Here is a 14041-nt window from a genome sequence, read left to right on the forward strand (position 1 = left end):
GTACAATGCGAAAAAAAAAGGTTCGAGGATTAAAGAAAAAAACAAATAGTATGGTAAAACGAATTGAAGAAGAAACAATGGCATTTCCAACAGATTATTATCATAGTTATTGGCATATGCACTTACCAGTTGCAGATGCATTCATTGACTCAAATAAAACACCTTTTGCTATAAAACGACTTTGCATACAAACTTTGATAAATCAAGTTGAGCATTTAACTAGTATTAAACCTGAGTCTGATGAAAAGTTGCGGGTTGTTGCTGCAATCGATTGGCCGCGATTATCTGATTCTCAAATAATTGTTTTCAAAGACGAAGAATATTACAGTAGATTCTTCAATAGGAATGATGAAGACCAAAAATGGACACTTCTATCCAATGAACGTGATTTACAAAGAGAAATGGGAATATCCATTTCTACTAAATTGCATATTATCGGATATAACGAGCTGATTTCAGATGAGGATTATCACCAAGAGGGGGAAATTTGGTTTATAGGTGAAGTGAGATAGAAAAAACACATTTCTCAAAATATTCTTTTGAGTTATGACAAAGCAAGGCTGAATTAAAGTTGAAAGGTTTTTTGTAGATACAAGCGTAAGATGAGTCTCTCCTATTGAATAAACTGGAAAAGGGTTGGGGACTCTGCTTGAATTGGAGTAAAGATTATTTTGATGATGACCGATATTGAATCTACCCATTAGTAGCAGGTAAAAAATGAGTAAATGATTTTATACTAAATCACTGGAAAAGATCTAAACAAATAAAAGAGCATGTTCTGAACGTTGATCGTTCTAAACATGCTCTTATTAAATTCCCTATACTTAAGTTGAATAACCCCCTTTTTAATTCCTACTCTTGCTGGCTCATATATATTCTGTATAATGCCATGGCCTTTTTAATTATTCGACGATTAATATTCGAGGCGATGTTTTTGAAATAACTCTTGTAGATATCCAACAGCCAAGACAAGCAGCAATTATGCTAAAACATGCTACCCCTATACTGATCCCCCAGCTCACTACAAGCGGTAGTTTAATTAATCCATACTGGGATAATATATTCTCTAAAACTAGAGGTAATATTTTTACCCCTACAAACACTCCGAATAGTGCACCAAGTGCCGAAAGAATGAGAATTTCTAATGTAATTGACCACCTAATTTTGTTAGAAGTCATTCCAATCGATTTATAAATGCCATATGTGCTACTTTCTTTTCTAACAGTAATGCGACAGACACTGAAAATAATGATAAATGTAACAGTTAGGAACAATATTCCCATAACACTTAGAGGCATTATTAAAACTGCAACTGCTTCTTTATACACAGAATCTAAAAACGTCTGTTGTGTAACGGCTGAAATTGATTTCTTATATTTCTTGTTCAAATCACTCACAACTTGATCTGACTGCTCAATATCTATTAGATTAATAAGAGCCATATCTGAGATTTTATAATTAGGATTATAAATCTTTGGAACATCCTCTGTAATCCTTGCCGAATAAGACATGTTCGCTATTGCCTGATAAATACCTGTAATAATTAGGCTATGCTTTTTCCCTTCCATATAAATATCCATGACATCGCCTACACTCTTTATTTACGTAAATGTGCATTTATTCATGCTACGAGTTCACTTAAGGAAAATGGTTTTGTCATATAATCGCCCGCACCAAATCCTAACCCAATTACTTTATCCGTATCGCTTCCTCTTGCACTTAATATAAGGATAGGGATATCGCTCTTCTCACGAATTTGACGGCATAGTTCTATTCCATCGTAATCTGGAAGTGTTAGATCGAGGATAATAAAACTGGGATTAGTTGTTTCGGCTATATGTATACCTTCCTTACCAGTTTCCGCAATTATCGCTTCAAAATTGTTCACACTAAGATAATCTCTTACTATATGGGCAATATCTTTTTCATCCTCAATAATTAACACCTTTATTTGCTTAAACAATTGCTTCCCTCCCTCACTCGTAAAAACTTAGTATCTTCACTACTAAATCTCTTCTCTCTAGAGCTGCGCTTAGCTTTCATCACCATCACCCCTATATTTTCTGTGCTTTTCAACGACTTATTTATCCATATACATTCATAAGGTCACCCGCAATCTATTATAAAAAGATTGCGGGTGATAATGGTTAACAAGATTAACATTCATATATAGTTAGTTTCTCGTTCATTTTCAATCATTATAAATCGTTATCCAGCAGCTAAGATTACCTCTGCCATCCTAATAAAAAAAACGGACTCTTAGATACATAATATTCCAAGAGGCCATTCTTATCAAACTTTATTATTAATTATTGAATTTTTTACAAATTAACAAAATTAATTTAAATCTAAAGAGCGTGTTTTGAAAAAGATTGGTCCAACCAAGCCCTTGTATTATTTTATCGATTAATTCTATTAAAAAATTCGGTCATTTCTAGCGTTTCTTTTTTAATCACTGTTGTAAAATATTTAGACTCTCAATAAAACTCTCAAGATTTTTTAAATATATTGATTTCGTATGAACACGACCATTGCTATGCCAATAATACAAAAGATAATAACACCAACTGTCATAATCGTCCCCATAGATACACCGTACAATTTGAAGGGCTCTACAGGTGCTTCATTTGTTGGGTCACTTGCTAAAAAGTTTGCGACCGTCATCATATGCAAAAAGCGTTCCTTCGAAAAATTATTATGTAATTCAATTTGCTGCTCTGCTAAATAGCTTTGATTCCATTTTGTTGGTTCTTCAATTAGCTTTTTACCATCATGAGCCATCCAAACTTCAAATTGTTTTTCATTAATGACAGTAATAACCCTTGCTAATTGCCCGTCATTGTCTTGTGGATGGTTCATTAAATAAATGCGTAATTCATGTTGAATGGTAGAAATATCTTCGGTTTCAAGTGTTATTTCAAGCTGAGTAGGCATTATGCTGTCTCCTTTTTCCATATATTAAGCGCTTACAATAATTGTAGTACAGTTAACACGTTTACGGAATAGGGTTCACTGAATAGCCTTATTCATAGATAGTAATTAATTATCACAAACAACGAGCACAACAACTGGTTATTTATAATATGGCATACTACCCACTAGTTATATCGCCTATGTATCCGCATCTGACACAAATCCAGTAGAAGTTAACATTAAACAAATTTGTTATACTGAATTTGAAGAAAATGATGTGTTGGAGGTATTTATGTCTATGACAAAAGGTTATTTAGCAAATGGATTATTTGGATTAGGCGACCGATTAGTAAATGAATTGGTCGCAAAAGCTGTACGCGAGGCCGTGCCTGGTGTGGATTTATATGTACCGCAAGAAAATATGGCAATCAATGATAAATCTTCTTATGCCAATAGTTTAGCGATTGCCGGGGCTGATATTGAGGCACTAAAAGCTAGTGATTTCTTAATCGCTGTTATTGATGGTGTTGAAATTGACTCTGGTGTTGCGGCTGAAATTGGAGCGTTTTCAATGCTAGACCTTCCTATTTTCGCGCTATACTCTGATACACGCCAGCAAGGTCGCGATAATTCGAAGAAAATCGATGCTTTAATTGCAGATGGGACGGAAAATCAGTTTGTCTACCGCAATCTGTTTGTTATTGGCTTGATCAAACAAAACGGCATGATTGCTACTTCAATTGAAGAATTGATAGAAGGAATGCGTGATAGTGGAATAGCAATAAAAGAAAAAAATACAACTAATAACTAATAAGCAACTGAATTGAACTTTATCACATATTGATAAAAGAATAATTCACCCTAATAAAGGAATATTCATCATACTACGGAATATACATAGAAAGATTTTATTACGGGAGATGATAGAGGTGAAAAATGTGATAGATGGTATAAATTATTGGATTTATTACGTTCCTAAAGAAATTAAACGGATGTCTGAAGTAGAAGTGTCTAAAAGACCATCACCATCTAAATGGTCAAAAAAAGAAATACTAGGACATCTATGTGACTCAGCTATTATTAACATTGAACGATTCATTAAAATTCAATATGAAAAACAGCCTTATGTACTTCCCACTTACAATCAAGATGAATGGGTAGCTAAGCAAAATTACCAAGATACTCCTATTGAGGAAATTTTAACTCTATTTTATGTTTTAAATAAGCAGATCATCGTGATTATCAATACTATTCCTGACGAAAAACGATCCTATTTATTTGATATAGGAAATAAGGAACTTAAAACATTAGAGTGGCTCATTCAAGATTATTATGAACATATGGAACATCATCTTAAGAAACAAATTTTCAAGTAAAACTAATACTAAGTAATACTCATTAAAAAGGTGCTTCAAAAGCTATATATCTAGCTCTTGAAGCACTTTTTATGTTAAAGATAGATTGTGATTTTCTATTTTCAATCCTTGAGTCAAAATTCATTTCAAAAACTTCCCTGTCAAGTACGGTTTAGTCATCTATTTAACACTAGTTCTAATATCATTAATCACTTCAGTTAGCCTTTTATATGTATCTGAACGATTGGGTACGCAAATTTAGACATTACAACGTCTACATACGCACACCTTTTAAAATAGCTGCACGAAAAGGATTCTAAGTAAACTACTGACATTTTTGAAGTATCATTTCTATGTATCAAGGGTTTGAAGCGTATTTTAGTTGGTTCAAATTAACCTATCTGAACCTCTCGACGTCCCAGGAGGGAGTTTAACATCATGCTAAAGCATTGATATTACTCGATTTCCATTTATGATGTGTAGAAAATGTGTAGAGAAAAAATATATGAATATTTATTCTACATTTATATATCCTGCGTAATTGAATCACTAGCTCTTTTAAATAACAATTTACTACAAGAATGTTCCAAGTGAATTTTTGTTAATTCCTCACATATAAATAAAGTTCCAATGAATCATTTACTTCTACTGCTACTTGCTGAGCAAAATCATCATAGAGTGTGCTTATCTTAAAAGCTCAACCTTAGATTTCCGAGATAGTTGAACTTTATTTGTAATGAGGGATTCGAACTCGCGTCCAGAAGCTCCAATACGCCGGCTTCTACGCTCTCAAATGTTATTATATCAACGTTTCTTCCCACTAGGGAGTACTACATATTTACAAACTTGGTTCAAAGCCCTCTTCTCAACGATTATATATGTGATTTATGCTAAAACCAAGTAAATTTTCTTCTATAATGTCATTTTCTTTTAAATGGCCAATCCCCTGCAATATTTCTTCCTCTGAAAATCTTTCTGCTTTTTCATTTGACCAATTTTTAAATTGAGTAACTAAATTTTCTGCATCTAAGGTTTTATTTTCTGTTAGTATATAAGCTAGAGTCGAAACACATTCTAAATCTTTATTTGTTTGTATACTATTCACATAATTAGCAGATTTTCTTACAGCTACCTTTAAATCATTTAATTTAGTATCTACAGATTTACTAATTAGCTTATTGTACAAAATTTCATAAGCTTCATTTGTATTTTTTACCTTATGATAATTTTGGAAATCTTTTATCTTTTCACTTATTACTTTTATAGAATGATCATAAGGTCCAAAACGATGCTTCACAAATTTAAAATAATCTTCTTCTATAAATATATTCATAAAAAATGCTGTTTTTTGTAATCTTGTTGAATCAAATTTTTTCAGCTCATTCTTCATATCCATCAAGACCAAAGCTGATAAAGATAACTTTGGCTCTTCTTTTACTTGAGCAACGTAATTCTGAGTAGGTTCATAAATGTAAAAAAAGCGATCCTCCATCTCAGCTAAGTGACTTTCGATTTTTTCTTTTACTTCTGCCCATGCCAAACCACCATTGCCCGCCCCTAAAGGTGGTAATGCAATAGACTTTATGTTTAACTTCTTAATAATGTTCTTTAAATCTACTAATCCCTTCTCTATATACTCTATCTTTGACTTAGCTCTCCATTTGTCCTTTGTCGGAAAATTGATTATCAACTTATTATTCTCTTTAAAATAAAATAATTTCCCAATATCAATCTCCTTATTTTTACAAGCCTCAACATAATGTAAATTATTCTCTGGATATTTACTTTTAAATTGATAAGCTATTCCCTTACCCATATATCCTTCACAATTCACCGTATTGACTAACGCCTCTGCTTCAGATTCAAACAAATTCCCAGAAGTATAAATAATCATAAGTTTCCTTTCTTCGACATAATTATTTTGCCCATGGCATTATATCTACGTACATTTTACCTTTTAATTTATTCGCTTCTAGCAATTTTAACACACGCTTCTGTAAATCTTTATCTCCAACACAAATAGATCGGAAACCCTTTGCCTCAATGCCATATTCACTCAAACATTCCGCCATCTTCACCTGTTTAACATATGTCTCATCATTACCTTTTTGCGACATAGTATCCCAATCAATTGACTCAATCCCTTCATCATAATCATAAATCTCACAATCATCAGAAGTAGTTAAAGGATGGATTGGAAGCACTTTAAAATCATTATTCTTAGCAAAATTTCTCGTTATACAAATATAAACAAACTCATCATCATGTGCATTTTTCACTGCGTGATCAAATGCTGAATGTGGATGAAAGTGAAATGGCACAAATTCATCTAATTTCATCTCAGTTCTCTTGGTAATAATTTTATTATCCGCAACATCTTTGAAGTTAATTCCCTCTTTTATAAGTAGGCTTCTTGGCAACAGACCTTTCTTTAAAATAGATTCTAAATTTTTAAATTTTGTTAAATGATACAATAATTTCCCCGACTTAGTTGTTACTAGCGACATAATGCAACATCCCCTGACATAAATGTATTTTCTCTACTTATGACGTTATACGAACAAAAAAAACATAAGTTTCAAAAAAATGAAAATTTCACAAATATTTATCCACCGTCGTATCATGCACCTCTAAATAATGCTTCGTAATCGTTTCTAAGCTCTTATGTCCACTTTGTTTCGCAATTGTTGCTACGTCTGCACCTGCTTCGTGCATCGCTGTGACTTGTGTTTTTCGCAACGTGTATGGTGCGAATCCTAACCATTTATGAATCGCTTTTCTATAAGCTGTATTGCTAATGCAAGAGCTTTTATAGTTTCCATACATGTCTACCTGACCAACAATATAATTATCTTCTGCTAGTCCATATTCTTTAATATATGCCCTTACTGCATTGGCACACTCTAAAGTTAATCGCTTCATCTCCCATTCATTTTGGTTTTGCATATACACACTAATTGATCGTCCTGTTAAATCAATGTGCTTCACTTTAATGGTAATCATCTCACTCGGTCTACAAGCTGTTATCAAATTCAAAAGAGATATGGCTTTTGCTCTTGTATCAAGCTGATTGATAAGGTTCATCACTTCATCTTTTGGTTAAGCTGATTGCCTTTTCATCCTTTTTTGTTCGCTATGCTCTCGATTGTTATAAATGCTTCTTAGCTGTGCGATACGATTTCGCTGCTCGTCCGTTTGGAGCTGGTTACACCTATTTTCTAAATGATATTTTACAGCCGCACTTCTTCTATTAAATGTAGAAAGCATCAATCCACTTTGGATCGTTTCATATAAATAAACTTCAAATGATTCATAATTATTTCCTCTACCTTTACCTAAACAAAAACCCTCAAAGCGTTTATAGTCCCCAGCATATGTTTTTAATTTTTTATCAATTTGCTTTTGAATAGCCGCTTCTCATTTTTATCTGTTTGTATTAACTCAAGATTTAACAGCTCATCCATTGTTTCAAAGCCCCTCTTTTGGATTTTTAAGGTAATTCAATCTTATTACTCTCAAGTTATGAAAAGCAGTCTTTTCGTAATTTGAAACCATCAAAAAATCCACCCGATAATTTACCGAGTGGACAATTTTGGTGTCTGACTATATTAATAAAAACAACAATTATAACTTTTCTTGAAGAATTGATTTTTACAATTCAATTGCTGATTCATCTTCTGGATCATTTGTACCTAATTCACCTTTGAAGGTTTTTGAAAGGATAGATTGTTTCAATACATCAATGTCAATTTGAGTATTTAAATTTTCATATACCAGTCTTTCCTCTTAAAGCAGCTTTTGTATAGATATTACTACCTCTCTTCTTTTCGAAATATCTTCAATCCATGGAATTTTTATAATTGAAACCGACTTTGACCCTACATTCCCCTGATTTACACCACCTGTTTCAAAACTAAAAAAGTCGTTCCTAAACTCAGACGTTTCGAGAAAATAAAATAAATAATCATCTTCTGTATTTGGTGTTAGTGACATAATTTAAAAAGCACAAAAACAGGAAGTAAATTACCAACTTTATATCCTTGGGGTTTTATACACCAAAAAACCCACAAAATCCACAAAAAAAATAATTTTTTTGTGGATTTTGTGGGTTTTGTGTTATAGTTAATATTAGGAGGAGTGAGTGAATAATGAACAATAATATCATTGAAGAAATAAACAAATGGCTAACTGAGAATGATTTTACTCAAAAACAATTTGCAGAAAAACTAGGTGTAAGTGATTCACTAATTGGTGCTATTTTAAAAGGACAACGTCGTATTACAACTCAAAGAATAACTCAAATTGCTAATATCATGGGGAAAACAGTATCCGAGTTGAAAGGTAAACGTACGATTGAAGAACAGGGATATATGTTACAACTTAGAGGTCACGCTACTTCACGCAAAAGTAAAATAGACGTCCAAAATATTGTACTAGCAATTCAAGATTGCGAAAGATTAAAAATTAAAGATTGAATATATAAGATAAATATATTATTTAGTTTTACATTATTAAAGGAGGAAAGGAGGATATCACATGGAATATTCAACTGCAAAATTTGAAATTGAATTATTTACTGAACGTGTCGCTAAAGACTTTCGTGAAACCTATATTAACGATACAACTTTTATTGGTGCAGGCATTGAGACTATATTAAATTTAAAAAACATTTCAATCGTCTATAAAGTAATAAACGATGGCATTGAAGAATCAGATCGAGTATATGGCGGACTAGTTACATTACCCAATTCAAAACAGTACGTTATTGTTAATACGAAATATAACACACGAATTCAGTATTTCACACTAGCTCATGAGCTATGGCATGTTATAGAAAATCAAAGCTATGAAATTTATGACTATCGACCAGGAGAGGCTGTAGAAGAACTATCTGAAAGAGCTGGCGACCATTTTGCTGCAACACTCATGTTAAATGAACACGTTGTAAAAAGTATATACAGTCAATCAATAAAAAATAATATGACTCTATTAGATACGATTTATTATATAGCTGATATGAGTATAATGCCCTATGTATCGGTGCGCCGTCGTATTGACGAACTTATAAAAATAGAAGATGAATCACCACAAATAAAAAAAGAATTCAAATTTTTATCTACTTGGATAGAAGAAGATTTTATTTATAAACGCACTGAAATTTTAGGATATGCACACACCTATGATGCACCTAAAATGTTCAATTATTTCCAAGAATATAGAAATATCCTTAACGAACTCGTAAAATCCGGAGAAATCACCGAAGAGAATGCATCAATTAAAATTTCTCCATTCGAGAATAACGTGTCTTAAATATATTTTACAATCCTTGGCTTTAAGGAGGTGGATCAAATTGACCAAGGAAAACGTATTTTTAGACACGAATATTATTGTAGCAGCCATTCGCTATAATAAAGTAGACATTTTTAAAATGATAGACGCGATATATGCTACTAAATTTGTACATATAGAAGTTTTAAAAGAAATTAGAATCTCTAGTGAGAAATCCTTTGTACAAGGTAAGATTGATAGTGGCGATTGGCTACTTTTTAATCCAGAAGATTCATCATGTCTAAGTGATGATGATTTTGATGATTATGAATTTGAAGTAGCTAGAATTTCAAAGGAATTCTCCGCTGTAGACGCTGATAAAAACTGTTTAAACATCGGTGAAATACATTCATTAGCTGCTGCATATATAAACCATTCTGAACTTATCTGTAGCCATGATTTTTCGATAACTAAGGTTATACAATCTCTAAACTTAGAAATTTACAAAAACGGAGACGACACTCAACAACCGCAATTAATTGGGCAACATACTTTATTCGAGTTATGTCGAATTTTTATGGACGAGTATGGATTAAAGCGGAGCGAAGCTCGTCAATTCTACAGTGCTTTTTTCGTAGAAAATCGAACTAGTAAAAATCCTGCGAAAAAGAAAAAATATCAAAAAGCTATGGAGTTTTTTGATAACACCTTTGCTGCAAAGGCCATTTAAAATTTGGACATAGTTCATTTAAATTATGAACTATGTCCATTACTTTCAACAAAATACTTGCTAAAGCATTATGGCTACCCCATTTTAATCCAAGCACCAATAAAATAAATGTACGAGTATATAACATACTATTTTTCAGTACGTATACACACCTCCATGTATTCCTTTTCGCTTCTCCTTTCTCCTTGTATTAATTCTTCAAATATCACTTTTTCTTATCTCTTAAATCTCACTGTAAATTTAAGTGTAAATACGATTCTTCCCCAGTTTTATCATTAGCAACTGAATAATTTTTACTCTCTTCGAAATCCTTGTCCATTCAATTAAGTAAATGTTTAATTTTCATTATATATTAAAAGAACCTTTCCATTCTTATAGCATTCTCAACCTAGAAAAACCCGTATTTTATAGGTTACGTGCGATATATAAACACAACTAAACTAAAAACTCAAATGGGTAGAATGCAATTTCTAGGATAAATATTAATTAATGTGATATCATTCCAATTTAGAATAATCTCATAATAATTACGCCCCAAGCCATGAAGCGCATTGATAAATAAGATGCCCACTACGAATAACACTTTTCAACACTTGGTACTGCGGACAATTGATATTCTTTCCATTAGCTCGGGCAATTATGGACTTGAGGATAACTAATAAACATCCACTGCGAATCCAAATGGAGGATAAACAATGAAAAGAGAACTAGCAGATTTAAGAAGAAAGCTAGCTAAAATTAATTACCAAGCATATTAAAAGTTCAAGGTTTTCTTCTTTTTCCTGTTCACTATAAATGCAGTTTATAAAATGTTTAAATGATACAGAAATAATACAAGATGAAGAAAAGAAATTTAAAATGTAGGAGCTGACCCCACAAGTATAGACCAATAAAAAAATTATCTTCGATTGAATTCGGGTTTAGATACTAAACTTCAATTAGGAGGTGTTTTTTCAATGAAAACAAGAGTGAATTATCCATACGAAGTAAAAATGTAGGCGTTTAAAATGCGATTAGCTGGTATATCAATGAAACAGGTATTAATTGAATTAAATATACCATATACAACACAAGTGGAAACATGGATGCGTTGGTAATCTATCGTTTAGAACAACCTGTAGGTAAACAATGTACATTTAATAAGGTCCCTGAATATAAGAATGAACAAATAAAATAGGAAGTAGAAAACCGTTATTTAATGGTAAGCGTTAAATAGCGCCCACCTGTTAGTCAGTGAATGCTATTTGACACTTACCTTTCTATTTCCCTATACGTTTTATACACTTACGACAATAGACGAGTTTATATATAAGTACAATAAAAAAAGAGAGCACAAACGTTAATTTATGCTCCGTCATTATATTGTCTATTTAACGATGGTTTTATAAACTGAATCTATGTCAAAATTTTAGACACACACAAGTTAATTTTTTTGTGTAGCGTAACGTCCATTTTTGGAGTGTTACACGTCCTGAGTCCGTCAAAGTGAAAAGAGCCTTGGACCGCTACTAGAGATGTAGAGCGAAAAATGTGGGTGGATTTCTTTGTATCCCGTTTTTTCAAGTTGCTACTCGGCACATTTTTTTGTACGCATCAGGTGTGAAATAGGCAATGCTACCTTGAATCCTCTTGCGATTGTTCAAGCCCCCGATGTACTTAAATATAGCTATGCGTGAAGTTTTAAATCTGTTGTAGCCTGTTCGGTCACTTCTTCTTTTTTAGTGTTGCGTGAAACGATTCGATCCTCTCATTAGCATATGGGCATCCTTTTCGGCTAAATAATGGCATCATTTCGTATTTCTTAAAGCGTTCGCCAAAAAATTCGCTTGTATATTGTGATCCAAAATCTGTATGTAAAGTGAGTCCTAGCGCTTTATTTTTCGCTACTACTGAGGATCTAGAGGCTTCCCTAGAATTGGGGAATCTTATATTTTTTTGCCTATTGTAGCAAAAAGCACATTATTATTACGATATATCATTTTCTTATTATTTTTGACACATATTTAACATGAATTCTAGTATTATATTTCTTGGAGTACAGATGTGCTTTACTTTTATATTGGAGGTATTTTTTTGATGAAAAAACTATTAACAAGCATGGTATTATCTACACTAATTTTAGCTGGATGTGGTGATGCAGCGGAGCTTGAAACTAAGATAAATAAATTAGAAGAAGAGAATGCTGTGTTGGTTGAAAAGGTTAGTGAGTATGAAGAGGCACTGGCTGAAGTAGAAACGACAAAGGTTAAAACAGAGGAAGATATTTTAGCTAAATGGCAAATTATATTAGCCACAGAAACAAGCTTGAAATTTTTAGGAGTTTTAAAGACCGGTAATCCTAAAGAAATTGAACCTTGGTTAACTGAAGAAATTTCTTATAAAGATGGTACTCTTATTTTTGCTGATTCTATTCAAGGGTCAGATAATAAATTCAAAATTGATGGTTATGGAGACTTTTCAGTAAAAACAATAGACATGGATGAAAAAGGAAATAGTATATACACCGGTTTAGAATCACCAAATCATTTTTACGATTCGAACACATTGTTTAATTTTTCTTTTGAATCGCAAACCGATGGAAGCTATAAACTTACAAGTATTGGAACTGATATTTGATGGTATTTCTTAACTTAGATAGAAGGAAAGTTTTTTGTCATTCACGAAAACCCTAATAAATAATCGTTTCTCATACTTAATTAACTCGGTTAAACCAAATTAATTTGCCCTAAATATTTCAACAAGATAAAGGTCCCTGGTTTAAAATAAAGGCTGTTTTCTCAAAGATTGTGGCTGTTAAAACAAAAAGGCAGATTTAATCTACAAAACGTGTAGATTAAATTCTGTCTTTTTGGTTTGATATTTCGTGAATCGAAATTTAACTAAGCCTCGAAGTGGTCTTTCATTAATTAGATAACTTCAATTGATTTTTTATAAGTACATTTTTTATAAAAGCTGCTCCTGCCGCCACCATTATTGTAACGATAAGTATACCAAATCCCATTACCGCAATTACTGATGGTAACGCATTTGCATAATCAAGTACAAAGATTCCTAAGACATACAAAACAATAATGACAAATGCACAATATTTTATATGATTTAATCCTTGAACAATGCGACTTGAAAAGATAGATTTACGCTCAATGACTTGAATCATTTTCACTGTTTCATAAATCGCATAAAAAAATGGTAGCGCTGTCACATACATTCCTAATAAAATCGGATATCTTAGATATGCAACTTCTGGGTGTATTAGTACGGTTTCCTGTGCTACCCTCGGTAAAACAAACACACACAATAACAAAATGATAGTACCAATTAAAACAAAGACTGAACTTAAAATGGTGGAATTGATTTTTTGCATAGTATTCCCCCTTAATTTTTATAGTTATCAATATAACGTCAGAAAATTCGAAATGTTTCTGAAAAACATTTCTGTTGGTTAAAAAATATCCAATAACACAGGTTTTTATTGAACTATCCTGTTTCGTTAGTTGAATAACATTAAACCACTGAATCCGCTTAAAAAGCATCTGATAAATGGTGCTCTTTACCTTTCCTTAATGCTTCAACTGTGAAATAGTTAGATTTTTGACAAGCTGAAATAAGCATTTGCTCTACCCGATTTTCAAATACCAAGTTTTTATGCAACTCAAGCCAACGATACCAGTAGAGGTAACTATCCAAATAATACGTACCAACGCCTTGAAATCGTTCCATCCATCCTTTCAAACGGCGATGGAAGTTATTAACGTGTTGTATGTGGAATATCCCT

General features: G+C 32.3%; 13 protein-coding genes and 2 pseudogenes. 7 read left to right on the forward strand and 8 right to left on the reverse strand.

Annotated elements, in window-relative coordinates; genetic code table 11:
• The first annotated feature begins 5 nt into the window (after window positions 1–5).
• A complete protein-coding gene (locus tag JFL43_RS03650; protein WP_200747967.1) occupies window positions 6–512 on the forward strand; it encodes a DUF3916 domain-containing protein in 507 nt (168 codons plus the stop codon).
• Window positions 513–902: 390 nt separating this feature from the next.
• Here JFL43_RS03650 and JFL43_RS03655 read toward each other — a convergent pair whose 3' ends face one another.
• The 3 genes and pseudogenes from JFL43_RS03655 to JFL43_RS03665 all read right to left on the reverse strand — a co-directional run bounded on the left by JFL43_RS03655 (window position 903) and on the right by JFL43_RS03665 (window position 2934).
• Window positions 903–1580, reverse strand: a complete 678-nt coding sequence (locus JFL43_RS03655) for an ABC transporter permease (RefSeq protein WP_200747968.1) — start codon at window positions 1578–1580, stop codon at window positions 903–905.
• Between the two features lie 44 nt (window positions 1581–1624).
• Window positions 1625–1963: pseudogene (locus JFL43_RS03660) on the reverse strand (response regulator transcription factor); the annotation flags it as partial.
• 536 nt (window positions 1964–2499) lie between these two features.
• Window positions 2500–2934 carry a hypothetical protein gene (locus JFL43_RS03665; protein WP_200747970.1) on the reverse strand — a complete coding sequence of 145 codons (435 nt, stop codon included), beginning with the start codon at window positions 2932–2934 and terminating at the stop codon, window positions 2500–2502.
• Window positions 2935–3205: 271 nt separating this feature from the next.
• On the opposite strand from JFL43_RS03665, the gene JFL43_RS03670 reads away from it, so the two are divergent.
• Together JFL43_RS03670 and JFL43_RS03675 are read left to right on the forward strand one after the other, a co-directional pair.
• Window positions 3206–3724 carry a nucleoside 2-deoxyribosyltransferase gene (locus tag JFL43_RS03670; RefSeq protein ID WP_234447573.1) on the forward strand — a complete coding sequence of 173 codons (519 nt, stop codon included), beginning with the start codon at window positions 3206–3208 and terminating at the stop codon, window positions 3722–3724.
• A gap of 118 nt (window positions 3725–3842) precedes the next feature.
• Window positions 3843–4289 carry a DinB family protein gene (locus tag JFL43_RS03675; RefSeq protein WP_200747971.1) on the forward strand — a complete coding sequence of 149 codons (447 nt, stop codon included), beginning with the start codon at window positions 3843–3845 and terminating at the stop codon, window positions 4287–4289.
• A gap of 844 nt (window positions 4290–5133) precedes the next feature.
• Here the strand turns inward: JFL43_RS03675 and darG are convergent.
• From darG to JFL43_RS03690, 3 genes are all read right to left on the reverse strand, one after another.
• Complete coding sequence (gene darG, locus JFL43_RS03680; RefSeq protein WP_200747972.1) at window positions 5134–6162, reverse strand: type II toxin-antitoxin system antitoxin DNA ADP-ribosyl glycohydrolase DarG; 1029 nt, start codon at window positions 6160–6162, stop codon at window positions 5134–5136.
• 22 nt (window positions 6163–6184) lie between these two features.
• Window positions 6185–6775, reverse strand: a complete 591-nt coding sequence (locus tag JFL43_RS03685; protein ID WP_200747973.1) for a DarT ssDNA thymidine ADP-ribosyltransferase family protein — start codon at window positions 6773–6775, stop codon at window positions 6185–6187.
• 88 nt (window positions 6776–6863) lie between these two features.
• Window positions 6864–7352 carry a site-specific integrase gene (locus JFL43_RS03690; protein WP_200747974.1) on the reverse strand — a complete coding sequence of 163 codons (489 nt, stop codon included), beginning with the start codon at window positions 7350–7352 and terminating at the stop codon, window positions 6864–6866.
• 1064 nt (window positions 7353–8416) lie between these two features.
• On the opposite strand from JFL43_RS03690, the gene JFL43_RS03695 reads away from it, so the two are divergent.
• The 4 genes from JFL43_RS03695 to JFL43_RS03715 all read left to right on the forward strand — a co-directional run bounded on the left by JFL43_RS03695 (window position 8417) and on the right by JFL43_RS03715 (window position 12882).
• Complete coding sequence (locus JFL43_RS03695; RefSeq protein ID WP_200747975.1) at window positions 8417–8743, forward strand: helix-turn-helix transcriptional regulator; 327 nt, start codon at window positions 8417–8419, stop codon at window positions 8741–8743.
• A gap of 61 nt (window positions 8744–8804) precedes the next feature.
• Entirely contained in the window at window positions 8805–9578 is a 774-nt protein-coding gene (locus JFL43_RS03700; RefSeq protein WP_200747976.1) for an ImmA/IrrE family metallo-endopeptidase, read from the forward strand.
• Window positions 9579–9618: 40 nt separating this feature from the next.
• Entirely contained in the window at window positions 9619–10266 is a 648-nt protein-coding gene (locus JFL43_RS03705; RefSeq protein WP_200747977.1) for a hypothetical protein, read from the forward strand.
• Between the two features lie 2076 nt (window positions 10267–12342).
• On the forward strand, window positions 12343–12882 hold the full coding sequence (locus JFL43_RS03715; protein ID WP_200747978.1) for a hypothetical protein: 540 nt from the start codon (window positions 12343–12345) through the stop codon (window positions 12880–12882).
• A gap of 286 nt (window positions 12883–13168) precedes the next feature.
• On the opposite strand, the gene JFL43_RS03720 is transcribed toward JFL43_RS03715, so the two are convergent.
• Together JFL43_RS03720 and JFL43_RS03725 are read right to left on the reverse strand one after the other, a co-directional pair.
• Complete coding sequence (locus tag JFL43_RS03720; RefSeq protein WP_200747979.1) at window positions 13169–13630, reverse strand: DUF2975 domain-containing protein; 462 nt, start codon at window positions 13628–13630, stop codon at window positions 13169–13171.
• 158 nt (window positions 13631–13788) lie between these two features.
• Window positions 13789–14041, reverse strand: a pseudogene (locus tag JFL43_RS03725) (hypothetical protein); the annotation flags it as partial.

This window comes from Viridibacillus soli, assembly GCF_016612995.1.
Classification (GTDB): domain Bacteria; phylum Bacillota; class Bacilli; order Bacillales_A; family Planococcaceae; genus Viridibacillus; species Viridibacillus soli.